Source organism: Maritimibacter sp. (assembly GCF_016774595.1).
Classification (GTDB): Bacteria; Pseudomonadota; Alphaproteobacteria; order Rhodobacterales; family Rhodobacteraceae; genus Maritimibacter; species Maritimibacter alkaliphilus.
On sequence record NZ_JACBWT010000002.1, the window covers coordinates 1,040,103 to 1,057,904 of the forward strand.

A 17,802-nucleotide genomic window follows, 5' to 3' on the forward strand; every position below is an offset into this window, starting at 1 on the left:
AACCTTACACTCTCCGTATTGGGTGAGTGCTGAGTAGGCGCCATTTTCCGGCGTTTTGACACTTATTTTATCAATGAATTTGCGGGAGGGCGCCTCATGGCCGCGCGTATTGTCGATCTTTCCTTTCTGACCCCGTCCTTGGGATTCACCGTTCAGGGTGACGTGGCGAGCGATTTCGCCGGTTTCAGCGTATCCACCGCCGGGGACGTCAACGGCGACGGTCTGACGGACTTCGTCATCGGGGCGTCCGGTCAAGACGCGGGCGGCTTCGGCGCTGGCGGCGCCTATGTGCTCTTCGGTCGCAACGACGGGTTCTCGGACATTGACCTTAGCAGCCTGACGGCCAGCGATGGCTTCTTCATTCAGGGTCATTCCGTCGGGGACACCGCCGGATTTGCGGTCTCCGGCGCGGGCGACGTGAACGGCGACGGGTTCGACGACGTGATCGTCGGGGCCTATGGCAACGACGCGGGCGGGACGTCCGCCGGGGCAGCCTATGTGATTTTCGGCAAGGGCACCGCGTTTTCGACGGTGGACCTGAGCACGCTTCCCCTGACCGACGGGTTCACGATCATCGGTGACGACGCCGACGACTTCGCCGGTCGCGCCGTCTCTTCCGCCGGAGATGTGAACGGCGATGGAATCGACGATTTCATCGTCGGTGCCTCCTACGGCGATGATGGCGGCGCCTTCGCGGGCGAGGCCTATGTGATCTTCGGCAAAACGACGGGCTTTTCGAACATCGACCTGTCGTCCTTCACGGTATCCGACGGCTTCATCATTCAGGGCGACGAAGCGGGCGACCACGCCGGGATTTCCGTCTCTTCCGCCGGTGACATCAACGGCGACGGCTACGGCGACATCGTGGTCGGCGCCGTGAACGGCGACGACGGTGGCACGCAAGCAGGCGAGGCCTACGTCATCTTCGGACGCAACGGGGGCTTCACGAATATCGACCTGACCGGGCTTGCCCTGTCGGACGGCTTCATCATTCAGGGCGATGTAGACGGAGATTTCGCCGGTCGATCGGTCTCGGGTGCGGGCGACGTGAACGGCGACGGCTACGACGACATCATCGTGGGGGCCTATGGCGGCGACGACTCCGCTTCTTCGGCAGGCGAGGCCTATGTCCTCTTCGGCAAGGCCTCGGGCTTCACGAACATCGACCTGACCGGCCTCGCGGCGAGCGACGGGTTCATCCTGCGCGGCGGCGCGGCGGGCGACTTCGCCGGCTACTCGGTCGCCAACGCGGGCGACGTCAACGCGGACGGCTACGACGATATGCTCATCGGGGCCTACGGGCAGAATGACGGTGGCAACAACGCGGGCGCGGCCTATGTCGTGTTCGGCAAGGCTTCCGGCTTCGGCACGGTCGACCTTGCCGCGCTCGGAACCGGCGAAGGGATCGTCATCACCGGCGACGAGGCCGACGACCTGGCCGGGCAGGCGGTCGCGGGGGCGGGCGACGTGAACGGCGACGGCATCGACGACGTCCTCATCGGAGCGTCCGGCGGCGACAACGGCGGAGCGGGCGCGGGCGAGGCGTATGTCGTCTACGGCGGTTCGGCGACGGGGTTCGGCGCGCGCGTCGAACTCGCCTCGCTGGGCGGAGACTACGGGTTTTCCGTTCGGGGCGTTTTCCCCGAGATGCAGGTGGGTTGGGCCGTGTCCGGGGCAGGCGACATGAACGGCGACGGGATCGACGATTTCGTGGTCGGTTCGCCACATCCCGGTCTCGGCAACGGCGCCGCCGATGTCGTCTACGGTCGGGTCGGCGGATACACCGACTCCGACATCATTCCCTTGGCCGCCTCCAACGGTTTCCGGGCGATCGGCGAAGCGGTCGACGATTGGGCCGGTTACGCCGTGTCCGCCGCAGGTGATGTGAATGCGGATGGGTATGACGACCTGATCGTCGGCTCACCCCACTATGGCGGCAGCGACGAAGGTCGCGCCTATATCATCTATGGCGGCGTCGGCCTTGCGCCCTGGGGTGGGGTCACTAGCAACGTGATCCTGAACGGGAACGGCAACGCAAATGCCGGTTTCTCCGTAGCGGGTGCCGGAGACTTCAACGGAGACGGCATTTCCGACGTGATCGTCGGTGCTCCGGCCAACGATGACGCGGGCAACGACGCGGGCGAAGCCTATGTGCTTTTCGGCGGTGTCAGCGGCATCGCCAACCTCGCCCTGTCGGATACCGGCGCGCTTACCCCCGATAAAGGGTTTGCCATCCGGGGCGATGCGGCAGGCGACCTTGCCGGGTTCGACGTGGCGCGCGCGGGCGACGTGAACGGCGACGGCTTCGATGATGTCCTTGTCGGCGCGTTTTACGGCAGCGACGGGGGCGCGCTCGCCGGCGAGACCTACCTTATCTTCGGCAGGTCCAGCGGGATCGCAGACATCGATCTGACCGGACTGTCGGCGTCGGTCGGGATTATCATTCAGGGTGACGCCGCTGGCGATCGGCTGGGCACCAGCGTCTCGTGGGCGGGTGACGTCAACGGCGATGGCTTCGACGACATCATCGTCGGCGCCTATGCCGGGGATGACGGCGGCGTCGATGCGGGCGAAGCCTATGTCCTGCTGGGCAAAGCGTCCGGCTGGAGCAATATCGACCTGTCCAGCCTCTCGTCCTCCGACGGCTTCAAGATCGTCGGGGGCTTGGCTGGCGATGGCGCCGGGGTCAGCGTCTCGCGCGCCGGGGACATCAACGGCGACGGCTTCGACGATATGGTCGTCGGCGCGCGCGGCGTGGATATCAACGGCTCGGAATCCGGCGCAAGCTACGTCATCTTCGGCAAGGCATCCGGCTTTTCGGACATCGACCTGGGCGATCTCGCCCCGTCCGAGGGGTTCATGATCGTCGGTGAAGCCGACAGTGACTGGAACGGTCATGCGGTGTCTGCCGCCGGTGACGTGAACCACGACGGGATCGACGACCTGATCGTCGGGTCGCCCATGAACGATGAATACACGACGACTTCGGGCAAGGCCTATGTCATCTACGGCCGGGCGCCCACGGCGTCTGCGGATCGCACCGGCACCGACATCGGCCAGCGGATCCTCGGGGGACATCTGGACGACATCCTGAACGGTCTCGGCGGCGAGGACGATCTACAAGGGGGTGACGGGGATGACACGCTCGACGGTGGGGATGACGATGACCGGGTGCTGGGTGGCGCGGGTTCCGACACGCTCAGGGGCGGGGCCGGACGCGACTGGGTTCGGGGTGGCGACGACGGCGACATGATCGAGGGCGGGGATGACCGCGATATGCTCTTCGGTGACGAGGGCGACGACGATCTGGACGGTGGCGACGGAAACGACCGGCTCGAAGGGGGCGCGGGGGCCGATGACCTCGACGGCGGGCTCGGGGGTGCGGATCTGGCGGTCTACAAGAAGTCCGCCGCTGGCGTGACGGTGGACCTGGGCGCCGGCACCGGCACCGGCGGCGATGCGCAGGGCGACACGCTCACCGGTATCGAACGGGTGATGGGCTCGGATCACAATGACGTTCTGACCGGCGACGGGGCCGATGACATGCTGATCGGTCTTGGCGGGCAGGACATCCTGCTCGGGCTCGACGGCAACGATCGCTTGGTCGGTGGGGATGGATGGGATGCCCTCTACGGGGGCGCGGATCGTGACATCCTGATCGGCGGCGAGGGCGACGACTACATGGACGCTAGCTTCGGCGACGACAAGCTGATCGGCGGCGCGGGTGGCGACGAGATGTATGGCCGGTCGGGGATCGACACCGTGCTCTACACCGGGTCGAGCGCCGGGGTGACGCTGGATCTCGGCGCCGGGACGGCCTCGGGCGGCGACGCCACGGGAGACACCTTGTCCGAGATCGAGAACGCTCAGGGTTCGGATTTCGACGACGATATCACCGGCGACGGCGGCGCGAACAGGCTGATTGGGCGCGACGGGGCCGATACGCTGTCCGGTCTCGGCGCCGACGATTTCCTGCGCGGCGACGCGGGCGACGACACGCTGGACGGCGGCGCGGGCCGCGACCGGATCTTCGGCAACGATGGGGCGGACGTCATGACCGGCGGGTCGGACGGCGACACGTTCGTGTTCCGCGAGGGCGACACCGGGCTGGGCGCGGCTGCCGACCGGATCACCGACTACGAAGTCGGCACCGACCGCATCATCCTGCGCTCCATCGACGCCGACACGACCACGGGCGGCGATCAGGCCTTCGCCTTCGGCGGCACGCTGACACTGAGCCAGTCGGGCGGCGACACGATCATCGCGCTCGACACCGACGGCGACACGGTGGCGGATGCCGAGATCTACCTCACCGGGCTGCTCACACTCACGGAGCGGGATTTCGTGCTGTAGGGGGCGGGGCAGGGCCATCGGTCGAACGGCCCTGCCACCCTCATTCACCATTATCGGGCGTGAGCCAGCGCCTTATCCGACGATGAGTTGCTTGATCTGAAGCGCCTCGAGTTCCAGCTGGTTCAGGCGGAAATGCACGACGTCGCCGATGGTAATCATGCCGATCAGCGCGTCGCCATCGACCACGGGCATGTGGCGGAACCGGCCTTCGGTCATGAGCCGCAGCACGACCACGAGCGGCTCGTCGGCGGTGCAGGTCTCGACCGTGCGCGTCATCACCTCTTCCACACGGTGCGGCAGCGTTTTACCGGGCTGGTCGGCCAGTTTGCGCACGATGTCGCGCTCGGACAGGATGCCCGCGAGCTTGCCCTCTTCGTCGACGCACAACAGCGCCCCGATCCGATTGTCGCGCAACAGGACGACCGCGTCATGCAGGGTCTGCTCCGGGTGGATCGTGATGATCCGACCGTCCTTCTTGTCCAGCACGTCCTGCACCGTCGCGTGGCTGACGGTGGTGTTGGACGAGACCGACTGGCTGGTCGTCCGGGGGTGTTCGTCGTCCTTGCGCAGATGCGGGCGGTATGATTCGGGCATGTGGCGTTCCTTGCTTGTTCAGACGGCGTGGGTCATACGCATAGTCTAAACCGCAAATCGCGCAGTTGGGTTCAAAATTCGTGCCGGAACAGTTTCTTACCCCCTTGGTCGCCACGATCATCTTCGTGATCGCCTGCATCGCGGGATATGGCTACCGCCGCGTGTGGAAGGCGGAAGGGGCGCGGTGGAAGCTGTGGGTCTACGGCGTGATCGCCGCCGCGGCGCTGCTGGTGCTGGCCTTCATCCCGCTTTCGACGCCCGGCTGACGGGGTCAGGCGCGGCTTTCCGCGTTTTCCAGCATCTTCCGGGCGCGCGGACAGTCGGACAGGCGGCCCCGCAGCGGGCTGTCCGGGTCGATTTCCTTTTTGCATACGATGCAATGATCGGCGCCCGCGATGGCGTTGAGGCCCCCGCAGCTTCCCTTGATCCGCTTGTTCGAAAAGATCACGCCCACCGCCATGCCCAGCATGACGAGGACGAGAAGTCCGAAGGTGAGGATGAGGGTGTCCATGCGGTGCCCCGGTGTCAGGCTTGCAGCGCCGAGAAGCGGCTGCTTTCGGTGGTCTTGTAACCCTCGGCGCCGTCACGGTCGATGAACACCACCGCGAGGTTCTGCGCCTCGGCGATCTCCAGCCCGCGGTCCCGGCCCAGAACCAGCATCGCGGTGGACCATGCGTCGGCCAGCATCGCGTTTTCCGTCAGGACGCTTGCCGAAACGGTGTTGTGGGTGATGGGTCGGCCCGTGGTCGGGTCGATGATGTGAGAATAGCGCGTCCCGTCCGCCTCGAAATAGTTGCGGTAATCGCCCGAGGTCGCCATCCCGAGGTTCGAGACATCGACGACGCTGTAGACACTGCGCGCGCCCGCGACCGGGCTTTCGATCCCGATATGCCACGGCGTGCCGTCCGCATTGTGCCCGGCAGTGTAAAGGTCGCCGCCGATCTCGACCATGAAGTTCTCGATCCCGAAGCTGCGCACCGCCGTCGCCACGCGGTCGACACCATGCCCCTTGCCGATGGCGGGCAGGTAGATCTCGGCACCCGCCACGGATTTGCGCAGCGTGCCGTTTTCAAGCGTCAACACGCGCGATTGCCCGGTGAGGGCGCGCGCTTCGGCAATCGCCTCTTCCCCCGGAACGCGCGTGGTGGACCCCGCTGCGCCGAACCCCCAAAGGTCGATGAGCGGGCCGACGGTGACATCGAAGCGCCCGTCGGAGGCGGCATGGACCGCATTCGCGTTTTCCATCAGGTCGGCCAGCGCGGGCGACAGGCGGATCGCTTCGGTTCCGGCGGCGTTCACGCGCGAGATTTCCGAGGTCGCGTCCCAGTTCGACATTTCGTCATTGACCTGAGCGAGGGCGGTGTCGATCGCGGCCGCCAGTGCCGCGCGGTCGACCGCCTTGCCGCCTTTCAGCGCCACGACGTTATACTGCGTGCCCATCGTCATCCCGGTGAATTTCAGCACTTCGTCCTCGAGGTTGCAGGCCGCGAGGGCCGCCGTCGAAAGGATCAGGAAGGATCGGCGGGAGAGGGTCGGGATGCCGGACACTGCGCTAAACTCCGTAGATTGGCGCGCATCGGGCGCGCAGCCTGTCCATAATATCACCGTCCGGGGGCCGCAACCGCATGCACTGGACAATTTGGACCAAAAAAGCGGTCGGATGCACTTTTGTTCGGCGGCGCAGCATTGCATAAGGGCGCAAAAATTCGGATGGCGACCACCGTGCAAAACTACACGCTACGAAAAGGTCTCGACCTGCCCATCGCGGGGGCGGTGACGGACACGACGATTCATACGGCGAATGTCGGAACCGTCGCGCTGCTGGGGCATGACTATCGCGGCCTGAAGCCGCGGCTGGCGGTGGAAGAGGGCGATACCGTCGCCGCCGGCGCGCCGATTTTCGTGCATAAGGACAATCCCGAAGCCCAGATCACCGCGCCCGTATCGGGCCGGATTCGCGCGGTTCACCGCGGCGCGCGGCGTCGTCTGATTTCGGTCGAAATCGAAGTGGACGCGGGCGCTGCCGCGCCGGTGGACTTCTCCGCCGTGGGTGACGTGGCCACGCGCGAAGGTCTGGTCGAACGCCTCGCCGCCGCCGGTCTGTGGACCTCGTTCCGCACGCGCCCCTATTCCAAGGTGCCGCTGACGACCGACGCGCCGGCCGCGATCTACGTCAATGCGATGGACACCGAGCCGCTGGCCGCCGACCCCGCCCTCATCATCCATGAAGCGCCCGAGGCGTTTTCGCGCGGGCTGGAAGCCATTGCCAAGCTGACCGACGGCAAGACCTATCTCTGCCAGTCGCAGGGCGCGTCCATTCCCGGTGCGGACCTTGCCGGGATCACGCCCGTCGCGTTTTCCGGCCCGCATCCCGCGGGTCTGCCCGGTACGCACATGCATTTCGTCGAGCCGCCCTCGGCCACCAAGACGGTCTGGAGCATCGGCTATCAGGACGTCATCGCCATCGGTCAACTTCTGCTGACCGGCAAGCTGGACGCGACCCGCGTCGTCGCGATCACCGGACCGCTCGCCAAGCCGCGCCTCGTGCGCACCGTCATGGGCGCGTCCCTGACCGAGCTGTGTGCGGGCGACAATCCGGACGGCCTGCCGATGCGCATGATCTCGGGCTCGGTGCTGTCGGGCCATGCGGGCGAGGGGGCGGATGCCTATCTCGGTCGCTACGACCGCCAGATCACGTTGATCGAAGAAGACCACAAGCAGATCCCGCTGGGCTGGATCAGGCCGATGGGGTCGAAATTCGCGATCCAGCCCGTGCTGGGGTCGGCCTTCGCGAATAAGCTTTACAGTCTGACCACCAACCTCAACGGCGGACGCCGCGCGATGGTGCCGACGGGCACGTTCGAGACGCTCATGCCGCAAGATTACCTGCCGACGCAGCTTCTGCGGTCGCTTCTGGTGATGGACACGGATCAGGCGCAGACGCTGGGCGCGCTGGAACTGGACGAAGAGGACCTGGGCCTCGTCGGGTTCGCCTGTCCGGCAAAATACGAATACGGCATGGCGCTGCGCGACTGCCTGACCAAGATCGAGAAAGAGGGCTAGGGCATGGGTCTGCGCAACTTCTTCGACAGGATCGAGCCCAATTTCGTCAAGGGCGGCAAGTACGAACGCTACTTTCCGATCTACGAAATGGTCGAAAGCTTCCTGTTCACGCCCAAGACAGTGACGACCGCCGCGCCCCACGCGCGCTCCTACGTCGATATGAAGCGGATCATGACCTATGTCGTGATCGCCACGGTGCCTTGCATCCTGTTCGGCATGTATAACGTGGGTCTTCAGACCAACATGGCGATTGCCGAGTTCGGCGCGTCGGGCTGGCGCGCGTGGATCATCGAGACGCTGGGCATCGGCTTCAACGCGAACAACGCGCTGGCGAACGTCTTGCATGGCGCGCTGTATTTCCTGCCGATCTACATCGTGACGCTCGCCGCAGGCGGGTTCTGGGAGGTGCTTTTCGCCACCATCCGCCGCCACGAAGTGAACGAGGGCTTCCTCGTCACCTCGATGCTCTACACCCTGATCCTGCCCGCCTCGACGCCGCTCTGGCAGGTGGCGCTGGGTATCTCATTCGGCGTGGTCATCGGGAAAGAGGTGTTCGGCGGCACCGGCAAGAACTTCCTCAACCCCGCGCTCGTGGGCCGCGCGTTCCTGTATTTCGCCTATCCCGCCTATATGTCCGGTGACACTATCTGGACCCCGGTGGACGGCTATTCGGGCGCGACCGCGCTGGCCGTGACCGCATCCGAAGGGGTGAGCCAGCTTGCAACCTACGGCATCACATGGATGGACGCCTTCGTCGGCACCATTCAGGGCAGCTTCGGCGAAACCTCGACCATCGCCTGCCTGCTCGGTCTTGCCTTCCTGCTCACCACCCGGATCGCCAACTACCGTATGGTTCTGGGCTGTCTCTTGGGCATGATCGCGTTCTCGTCGCTTTTGAACTGGATCGGGTCGGACACCAATCCGGCCTTCGCGACCCCGTGGTACTGGCACCTCGTGATCGGCGGCTATGCCTTCGGCCTCGTCTTCATGGTGACCGAACCCGTTTCGGGCTCCCACACCAACGCAGGCCGCTGGATCTACGGCGCGCTCATCGGGTTCATGGTCGTCATGATCCGCGTCATCAACCCGGCGTTCCCCGAAGGCATGATGCTGGCCATCCTGTTTGGCAACGTCTTTGCGCCATTGATCGACTACTTCGTCGTGCAGGCCAACATCCGCAGGAGGGCACGCCGCAATGCCTGACAAGGATACCGAAAACCGCGTGAACGAGACCGGCGAGGCCGAATTCACGCCCGAAATGAACCCGCCCGTCCGTGACGAGCCGCTGACCGAGGCACAGAAGGCCCGCAAGGGTCCGATCCGCCGCTTCCTCGACACCCCGCCGGACAACACCGTGAAGACCGTGGTCGTCGCGCTGGCCCTGTGTCTGGTCGCCTCGATGGTCGTGTCCGCCGCTGCAGTGTCGCTGCGCCCGCTTCAGGAAGAGAACGCGGCACTCGACAAGCAGGTGAACATCGTCGAAGTCGCGGGCCGTTATGAAGAAGGCATGGACGTCGCCGCCGCCTTTGCCGACTTCGAACCGCATGTGGTCGAGCTTTCAACCGGCGCTTTCGCTGATGGTGCAGACATTGAAGGGCAGGTTCTCGACCCGCTCACCTTCGACGACCGCGCCGCCGCTGACGATCTGACCCTGTCGGCCCCGCTGGACGACGATCCGGCAGGCATCGGTCGGCAGGCGAATTACGTCACCGTCTACCTTCTGCGGGCCGAGGACGGGTCGCTCGACAAGGTGATCCTGCCTGTCTACGGCTACGGCCTCTGGTCCACGCTTTACGGCTTCATCGCCGTGGAAGAGGACGGGAACACCATCTACGGCCTCCAGTTCTATGAACATGCCGAAACCCCCGGTCTGGGTGCCGAAGTCGACAACCCGCGGTGGAAGGCGCTCTGGCGCGGCAAGAAGCTGCGCGACGATGAGGGCGACCTCGAGATCAACGTCGGCAAGACCGTCACCGCCGCCGGGCCGGACTATCACATCGACGCGCTTTCGGGCGCAACGCTCACCTCGCGCGGTGTCGACAGCCTCGTGCGGTTCTGGATGAGCGAGCGCGGCTTCGAACCCTTCCTTGAACGCGTCAGAGCGGGAGAGATCTGATGGCACAGACCTACCGGACCATGCTGGTCGACCCGATGGTCGACAACAACCCGATCACGCTTCAGGTGCTTGGCATCTGTTCCGCGCTTGCCGTGACATCGTCGCTTCAGGTCGCGGCGGTCATGGCAATCGCCGTGACGCTGGTGACGGGCTTTTCCTCCATGTTCATCTCGGCGATCCGCACCCAGATCCCGGGTTCGATCCGCATCATCGTGCAGATGATCATCATCGCCTCGCTGGTGATCGTGGTCGATCAGGTGCTGAAAGCCTATGCCTATGAGATTTCCAAGACGCTCTCGGTCTTCGTCGGCCTCATCATCACGAACTGCATCGTGATGGGCCGCGCCGAGGCGTTCGCGATGAAGAACCCGCCGATCGCCTCCTTCGTCGATGGCGTCGGCAACGGGCTGGGCTACGGCCTGATCCTGATGATGGTCGGCTTCATCCGCGAACTGCTGGGGTCGGGCAGCGTTTTCGGCTTCACCATCCTGCCGACCGTGAACAACGGCGGCTGGTATGTGCCCAACGGCCTTCTCCTCCTGCCGCCCTCGGCGTTCTTCGTGATCGGTCTTCTGATCTGGGGCTTCCGGTCGTGGAAACCAGAGCAGGTGGAAGAGCGTGAGTATCGCATTCAAACGGTGGAGGCGCACTGATGGAAGCCCTGCTTTCCCTCGCCGTAAAGGCCATCTTCGTCGAGAACATGGCTTTGGCCTTCTTCCTCGGCATGTGTACCTTCCTCGCCGTGTCGAAAAAGATCTCGACCGCCATCGGTCTGGGCATCTCGGTCACACTGGTGCAGGCCATCACCGTGCCCGCGAACAACCTGATCCTGACCTACCTGCTCGCCCCCGGCGCGCTGGCCTGGGCGGGCTTTCCGGACGTGGACCTCACCTTCCTCGGCCTCATCAGCTACATCGGCGTCATCGCGGCCATCGTGCAGATCCTTGAAATGGTGCTCGATAAGTACTTCCCGCCGCTCTACAACGCGCTTGGCATCTTCCTTCCGCTCATCACGGTGAACTGCGCCATCCTCGGCGGGTCGCTGTTCATGGTGGAACGCGACTACAGCTTCTCCGAGGCGAGCGTCTACGGCGTGTCCTCGGGCCTCGGCTGGGCACTGGCGATCACCGCCATGGCAGGCGTTCGCGAAAAGCTGAAATACTCCGACATCCCGGACGGGCTTCAGGGTCTCGGCATCACCTTCATCAGCGCGGGGCTCATGGCCATGGCCTTCATGTCCTTCTCCGGCGTGAAACTCTGAGGGGACAGGCGAAATGGAAACCTTCGGACTTGGCGTCGCGCTGTTTTCGGTAATCGTCCTCGCGCTCGTGTCGCTCATCATGGCGGCGCGCTCGCGGCTCGTGTCCACCGGCAACGTCAACATCACCATCAACGGCGAACGCACGATTTCCGTGCCGGCCGGTGGCAAGCTGCTCCAGACGCTGGCCGCCGAAAAGCTGTTCGTCCCGTCGGCCTGTGGCGGCGGCGGCACCTGCGCCCAGTGCCGGGTGCGCATCCACGAAGGCGGCGGGTCGATCCTGCCGACCGAGGAAAGCCATATCACCAAGCGCGAGGCTGCCTGCGGTGACCGCCTGTCCTGTCAGGTGGCCGTGAAGCAGGACATGCAGGTCGAAGTCCCCGAAGAGGTGTTCGGGGTGAAGAAATGGGAGTGCACGGTCCGCTCCAACGACAACGTCGCGACCTTCATCAAGAACCTCGTGCTGGAGCTGCCCGAGGGCGAAGACGTGAACTTCCGCGCCGGTGGCTACATCCAGATCGAAGCGCCCGCGCATCACGTCAAATACACCGATTTCGACGTGGCCGAGGAATACCGCGAGGACTGGGACAAGTTCGACATCTGGCAGTATGAATCGACCTGCGACGAGCCGATCGAGCGGGCGTATTCGATGGCGAACTACCCGGACGAAAAGGGCCTTATCATGCTCAACGTCCGTATCGCGACCCCGCCGCCGCGCACCCAAGGAATTCCGCCGGGCAAGATGTCGTCCTACATCTTCAACCTGAAGCCGGGCGACAAGGTGACGATCTCCGGCCCGTTCGGCGAGTTCTTCGCCCGCGATACGCCCAAGGAAATGGTGTTCATCGGCGGCGGTGCGGGCATGGCGCCCATGCGCAGTCACATCTTCGACCAGCTCAAGCGGCTGGAAAACCGCGACCGCAAGATCACCTTCTGGTACGGCGCGCGCTCCAAGCGTGAGATGTTCTTTGTCGAGGATTTCGACCAGCTGGCCCAAGAATTCGACAATTTCGAATGGCACGTCGCCCTGTCCGACGCGCTGCCGGAGGATGACTGGGGCGGCTACACCGGGTTCATCCACAACGTGCTCTTCGAGGAATACCTCAAGAACCACCCGGCGCCGGAAGACTGCGAATACTACATGTGCGGCCCGCCCATCATGAACCAGTCGGTCATCAACATGCTCTTGGAGCTTGGGGTGGACCGCGAGGATATCATGCTCGACGATTTCGGCGGCTGACCGACGCCTGTCACACACGAAACGCCGCCCAACACCGGGCGGCGTTTTCCGTTCGTGCGCCACAGCCGCCTGTGCCGCGCATCCCTGAACAGCGGCGGCTCTGGCCTTTGTCGCCGCACACCCTTAGGTTCGCTGCCGACGGCGCCCATTTGTTGCGCCCAGACGAGCCAGGCCGACGACGGCCCAGCCAGCACTCCACATGAAAAGAAAGGGTCGCCCCGATGGCAAACCCAGCAAGCCGTATTCCCCGCCTCATGTCCGTGACCGCGAAAACGTGGATCACGCCGAACATGATCCGCGTCACCTGCGCCGCCGACTGGATCAAGACGTTGGAAGCCGGGATCGAAGGCGCACATTTCAAGCTGTTCATGCCCAAGGCGGACCAAACTGCCAATGATTTTCAGCGCCAGCTGGAAGAGGGGCCGCGCCCCGACGTGCGGACCTACACGATCCGCTTCATCCGCGTGGATGCCGGCGAGATCGACATCGATTTCGTCGACCACGGCGACAGCGGCCCGGCCTCGGCCTGGGCACGGCGCTGCGAACCGGGGGATGTGGTCGGTTTTGGGGGCCCCGGCCCGGTGAAGATCAAGGAATTCCACGCCGATACCTATGTCGTCGCCGCCGATATGTCGGCCATCCCCGTTGCCGCCGCGACGCTCGAAGCGATGCCGCGTGACGCCAAGGGCACCGCGTTCTTCGAGATCACGAGCCAGGACGACCGGCAGGAGATCGACGCGCCTGAGGGGATCGACCTGAACTGGCTCATCCACCCGGACCCGAGCGCACCGCTGACCCAGAGCATCGACCGCATCGGCGCCATGCCCGCGTTTCACGGCACCGTTCAGACCTGCATCGCGGGTGAAAGCGGCATGATAAAAGCCCTGCGGGAAGAGATCGTGAACCGGCGCGGCGTGCCCAAGGGCGACGCCTATATCTCTGGCTACTGGAAGATCGGCCTCATCGAAGATGAGCACCAGCAGGTCAAGCGGGCCGAAGCGGCGGGCTGACCGCGCCTCAGTCCAGATCCGTGGTCAGGCTGAAGCCCTCGGCATGCAGCCCCGCCACGATCTCCTGCACATGCAGCTTGTCGCGGGCTTCGATCACCACCTCGAGCTCCGCCTGTTTCAGCGCGACGCTCTGGAACATGCGCTGGTGAATGACCTCGACCACGTTGGCGCCCGCCTCTCCGATCATCCGCGAGATGACGGCGAGTTGGCCGGGCGTGTCGTCGATCTCGAACGTGAGCCGCGCGATGCGCCCGTCGCGCACAAGCCCGCGCAGGATGAGCGTCGACAGGATGCGGCTGTCGATGTTGCCGCCGCAGACCACGAGCCCGACCTTTTTCCCCTGAAGCTCGCCCGCCAGTTTCTGTACCACCGCAAGTCCCGCGCCAGCAGCGCCCTCGGCCACGATTTTCTCATGTGACAAGAGGTCGAACACCGCCGCCTCGATCTGCTCCTCGGTGACGCTTGCGATCCGGTCGACCCTGCGCCGGATGACCTCGACGTTCGCGGGCGAGGGGGCTTTGACCGCGATCCCCTCGGCCAGTGACGCGCCCTTGAAATGGGGGGCCGTGCCGTCGATCGCGGATTTCACCGCGTCGAACAGCTCCGCCTGCGCGCCGATCACCTGAACCTCCGGCTTGATCGCCTTGGCCGCCGTGGCGATCCCCGCGATCAGCCCGCCGCCCCCGATGGGCACCACGATCACGTCGAGGTCGGGTTCCTGTTCCAGCATCTCGCAGGCCACGGTGCCTTGGCCCGCGACCACGATGGGGTCGTCGAAAGGATGGATCAGGACAAGCCCGTCCCGCGCCATCATCTCGCGCGTGGCCTCCATCGCCTCCTCGAAGGTCTTGCCGTGCAGCTCGACCGTCGCGCCGAAATCCTGCGTCCGCTTGATCTTGTTGAAGGGCGTGCCGTGCGGCATCACGATGACCGAGGTGATCCCCAGCCGCGTCGCGTGATAGGCCACGCCCTGCGCGTGGTTGCCCGCGCTGCACGCGATCACGCCTGCGCTGCGTTCCTCATCCGTCAGACTCAGAAGCTTCGCCAGCGCCCCGCGTGCCTTGAAGGCGTTGGTATGTTGCAGGTTCTCGAGCTTCAGATGCAGGTCGATGCCAAGCTGAAGCGATAGCCGCGTGGCGGGCACGGTCGGCGTGAGCAGGGTGGCATCCGCAATCGCGGCGCGGGCGGTGAGAACATCGTCATAGGTGAGGGTCATGGGGGCCTCCAGATCAAGGCACCCGTCTGAACCCGCCCGCGCGCCGGGTCAAGCCACGCCCGCGCAAAAGAAAACGGCAGCCCCCGGATGGGGACTGCCGCGCGTTCAAAAAGTCCGGTCTCAGAAGTGGACCGACAGGCCCATCTGACCCACATTCTGCGGCGGTGCGAACTTGGTCAGGTTGATGCCTTTGACCGCGTTTTTGTACTCGTCCAGCGTCGGCGTGCGGCCAAGGATGGCGGACAGAACCACAACCGGGGTCGAGGCCAGCAGGCTCTCGCCCTTCTTGTCCTCGGCATCCGCCACGACGCGGCCCTGGAACAGGCGGGTCGAGGTGGCGAGCACGGTGTCACCCTTCGCGGCCTTTTCCTGGTTGCCCATGCAGAGGTTACAGCCGGGGCGTTCGAGGTAGAGAATGTTCTCATACTCGGTGCGCGCGGTGGCTTTCGGCGACAGATCGTCGAACTCGAAGCCCGAGTACTTCTGGAGGATTTCCCAGTCTCCCTCTTCCTTGAGCTCGTCGATGATGTTGTAGGTCGGGGCCGACAGCACCAGCGGTGCTTTGAACTCGACCTTGCCGGTTTCCTCTTCGAGGTTCTTGAGCATGTGGGCCACGATTTTCACGTCGCCCTTGTGCACCATGCACGAGCCGACAAAGCCCAGATCGACCTTTTTCTCGGCCCCGTAGTAGGAGATCGGGCGAATGGTGTCGTGGGTGTAACGCTTGGAGACGTCCGCGTTGTAGACATCCGGGTCCGCGATCATCGGCTCGACAATGGCGTCGAGGTCCACGACCACTTCGGCATAGTACTTGGCGTTGTCGTCGGGCTTCAGCGCAGGCTTGGTGCCCGAACGGATTTCTTCGATCCGGCGCTCGGCGATCCCGATCAGCTTGGCGAGCATACCGTTCTCATGCTCCATGCCCTTGTCGATCATGATCTGGATGCGGTCGCGCGCAATCTCGAGCGACTCGATCAGTGTCTCGTCCTCGGAAATGCAGATCGACGCCTTCGCCTTCATCTCGGCGGTCCAGTCGGTGAAGGTGAAGGCTTGGTCCGCCAGAAGCGTGCCGATGTGCACCTCGATGATCCGGCCCTGGAACACGTTGTCGCCGCACTGTTTCAGCATCTGCTGCTGGGTTGCATGAACCACGTCGCGGAAGTCCATGTGATCGGCCATTTCGCCTTTGAACGTGACCTTGACCGATTCCGGGATCGGCATCGCCGCCTCGCCGGTGGCAAGCGCAAGCGCCACGGTGCCCGAGTCAGCCCCGAACGCCACACCTTTGGACATGCGGGTGTGGCTGTCGCCGCCGATGATGATCGACCAGTCGTCCACGGTGATGTCGTTCAGCACCTTGTGGATCACGTCCGTCATCGCGTGGTATTCGCCCTTGGGGTCACGCGCGGTGACAAGGCCGAACTTGTTCATGAAGGCCATAAGGCGCGGGGTGTTGGCCTGCGCCTTGGCGTCCCACACCGATGCGGTGTGACAGCCCGACTGGTAGGCGCCGTCGACGGACGGCGACAGGACGGTGGCCGCCATGGCTTCCAGTTCCTGCGAGGTCATGAGGCCGGTGGTGTCCTGCGAGCCGACGATGTTCACCTTCACCCGCACGTCCGACCCGGCGTGAAGCGGCTTGCCCGGCGTGGTGCCACGGGCGTTGGCGTTGAAGATCTTTTCGACGGCGGTCAGCCCCTGACCCTCGTGCGACACCTCTTTCGACGGCGCGAACACCTCGGGCATCTCGACGCCCAGCGTCTCGGCCGCGAAGGATTGCAGCATCTTGCCGAAGACGATGGCATAGCTGCTGCCCGCCTTCATGAATTCGACCTTCTGCGGCGTGAAGGCGGACGAGATGTCGACCAACTCGTTCCCATCCGCATCGCGCAGCTTGCGGTTCTTGGTGTCGATCTTCAGCACCGTGCCGGTCTCGACCGAATACTTCTGTTCGAGCACCGGGTTGCCGTCGTTGTTCAGGATCGGCTTGCCGTCGGCGTCCACCTTCTTGACCCAGTTCTTGAGGTCGAGGCCGATGCCGCCGGTCACGCCCACGGTCGTCAGGAAGATCGGGGAAATGCCGTTGGTGCCCGCGACGACGGGGGCGTAGTTCACGAACGGCACGTAAGGAGAGGCTTGCTTGCCCGTCCAGAGCGCCACGTTGTTCACGCCGGACATGCGCGACGACCCCACGCCCATCGTGCCCTTTTCCGCGATCAGCATCACGCGCTTGTCGGGGTGCTGAAGCTTCAGCTCTTCGATGTGCTTCTGCGCGGCCTCGTCGATCATGCACTTGCCGTGCAGTTCCCGGTCCGAGCGCGAGTGCGCCTGATTGCCCGGCGACAGAAGGTCGGTCGAAATGTCACCCTCGGCAGCGACGTAGGTGACGACTTCGATTTCGTCCTCGATGTCGGGCAGCTTGGTGAAGAATTCGGCGTTGGCGTAGCTGTGCAGGATGTCGGTCGCCACGGCGTTGCCGGCCTCATGCGCCTCTTTCAGGCGGGCGGTATCGGCCTCATACAGGAACACCTGCGTTTTCAACACTTCGGCCGCCTGCGCGGCGATGTCCGCGTCGTCGCCCAGGGCGAGGTCCAGAAGAACCTCCACCGAGGGGCCGCCTTTCATGTGCGACAAAAGCTCGAACGCGAATTCCAGGGTGATCTCGGCCACCTTGGCTTCGCCCAGAATGATCTTCTTGAGGAACGCCGCTTTCACGCCAGCCGCCGCCGTGGTGCCGGGGAGCGTGTTGTAGATGAAGAAATTGAGCGAATCCGCGCGGTGTTCGTGACCTTCGTCCTCGATCTGCGCGATGATTTCGGCAGCCAATTCCGCGCTGTCGATGGGCTTGGGGTGCAGGCCCTGTGCCTTGCGGGTTTCGATTTCTTCAAGGTAGCTGGCGTAATGGCTCATAAAGGTATCCGCTGGTTGGCTGACGGGTTTCAGTGGGCGAGG

Annotated in this window: 14 protein-coding genes; 9 read left to right on the forward strand and 5 right to left on the reverse strand. The window is 64.4% G+C overall.

Translation table 11 applies throughout. The features are described from left to right. Positions 1 to 96: 96 nt before the first annotated feature. Positions 97 to 4,353, forward strand: a complete 4,257-nt coding sequence (locus tag HOY44_RS16235; protein WP_287436088.1) for a beta strand repeat-containing protein — start codon at positions 97 to 99, stop codon at positions 4,351 to 4,353. Between the two features lie 72 nt (positions 4,354 to 4,425). On the opposite strand, the gene HOY44_RS16240 is transcribed toward HOY44_RS16235, so the two are convergent. After that, entirely contained in the window at positions 4,426 to 4,947 is a 522-nt protein-coding gene (locus HOY44_RS16240) for a CBS domain-containing protein (protein WP_008329952.1), read from the reverse strand. A gap of 80 nt (positions 4,948 to 5,027) precedes the next feature. On the opposite strand from HOY44_RS16240, the gene HOY44_RS16245 reads away from it, so the two are divergent. After that, complete coding sequence (locus HOY44_RS16245) at positions 5,028 to 5,213, forward strand: hypothetical protein (protein ID WP_040885516.1); 186 nt, start codon at positions 5,028 to 5,030, stop codon at positions 5,211 to 5,213. A 5-nt stretch (positions 5,214 to 5,218) separates the two neighbouring features. Here HOY44_RS16245 and nqrM read toward each other — a convergent pair whose 3' ends face one another. After that, entirely contained in the window at positions 5,219 to 5,458 is a 240-nt protein-coding gene (nqrM, locus tag HOY44_RS16250) for a (Na+)-NQR maturation NqrM (protein ID WP_287436091.1), read from the reverse strand. Positions 5,459 to 5,472: 14 nt separating this feature from the next. Beyond that, on the reverse strand, positions 5,473 to 6,495 hold the full coding sequence (locus HOY44_RS16255; protein ID WP_287436093.1) for an FAD:protein FMN transferase: 1,023 nt from the start codon (positions 6,493 to 6,495) through the stop codon (positions 5,473 to 5,475). A gap of 174 nt (positions 6,496 to 6,669) precedes the next feature. Between HOY44_RS16255 and HOY44_RS16260 the strand changes: the two genes are divergently transcribed. From HOY44_RS16260 to HOY44_RS16290, 7 genes are all read left to right on the forward strand, one after another. Continuing rightward, positions 6,670 to 8,010, forward strand: coding sequence for a Na(+)-translocating NADH-quinone reductase subunit A (locus HOY44_RS16260; protein WP_287437255.1), 1,341 nt, complete (start codon positions 6,670 to 6,672; stop codon positions 8,008 to 8,010). A gap of 3 nt (positions 8,011 to 8,013) precedes the next feature. Beyond that, complete coding sequence (locus HOY44_RS16265; protein ID WP_287436095.1) at positions 8,014 to 9,213, forward strand: NADH:ubiquinone reductase (Na(+)-transporting) subunit B; 1,200 nt, start codon at positions 8,014 to 8,016, stop codon at positions 9,211 to 9,213. Next, complete coding sequence (locus HOY44_RS16270) at positions 9,206 to 10,126, forward strand: Na(+)-translocating NADH-quinone reductase subunit C (protein ID WP_287436097.1); 921 nt, start codon at positions 9,206 to 9,208, stop codon at positions 10,124 to 10,126. The genes HOY44_RS16265 and HOY44_RS16270 overlap by 8 nt, the downstream gene beginning before the upstream one ends. Then, a complete protein-coding gene (locus HOY44_RS16275) occupies positions 10,126 to 10,779 on the forward strand; it encodes an NADH:ubiquinone reductase (Na(+)-transporting) subunit D (protein WP_287436099.1) in 654 nt (217 codons plus the stop codon). The genes HOY44_RS16270 and HOY44_RS16275 overlap by 1 nt, the downstream gene beginning before the upstream one ends. After that, positions 10,779 to 11,387: an NADH:ubiquinone reductase (Na(+)-transporting) subunit E gene (nqrE, locus tag HOY44_RS16280; protein ID WP_008329942.1), complete on the forward strand. Its 609-nt coding sequence runs from the start codon at positions 10,779 to 10,781 to the stop codon at positions 11,385 to 11,387. The genes HOY44_RS16275 and nqrE overlap by 1 nt, the downstream gene beginning before the upstream one ends. Positions 11,388 to 11,400: 13 nt before the next feature. After that, on the forward strand, positions 11,401 to 12,624 hold the full coding sequence (nqrF, locus tag HOY44_RS16285; RefSeq protein ID WP_287436102.1) for an NADH:ubiquinone reductase (Na(+)-transporting) subunit F: 1,224 nt from the start codon (positions 11,401 to 11,403) through the stop codon (positions 12,622 to 12,624). A gap of 221 nt (positions 12,625 to 12,845) precedes the next feature. Further along, positions 12,846 to 13,634 (forward strand): siderophore-interacting protein, encoded by a 789-nt coding sequence (locus tag HOY44_RS16290; RefSeq protein WP_287436104.1) that lies wholly within the window; start codon positions 12,846 to 12,848, stop codon positions 13,632 to 13,634. A 7-nt stretch (positions 13,635 to 13,641) separates the two neighbouring features. On the opposite strand, the gene HOY44_RS16295 is transcribed toward HOY44_RS16290, so the two are convergent. Both HOY44_RS16295 and HOY44_RS16300 read right to left on the reverse strand, forming a co-directional pair. Next, positions 13,642 to 14,850 (reverse strand): threonine ammonia-lyase, encoded by a 1,209-nt coding sequence (locus HOY44_RS16295; RefSeq protein WP_287436105.1) that lies wholly within the window; start codon positions 14,848 to 14,850, stop codon positions 13,642 to 13,644. Between the two features lie 120 nt (positions 14,851 to 14,970). Further along, complete coding sequence (locus HOY44_RS16300; RefSeq protein ID WP_287436107.1) at positions 14,971 to 17,760, reverse strand: bifunctional aconitate hydratase 2/2-methylisocitrate dehydratase; 2,790 nt, start codon at positions 17,758 to 17,760, stop codon at positions 14,971 to 14,973. Between the last annotated feature and the right edge of the window lie 42 nt (positions 17,761 to 17,802).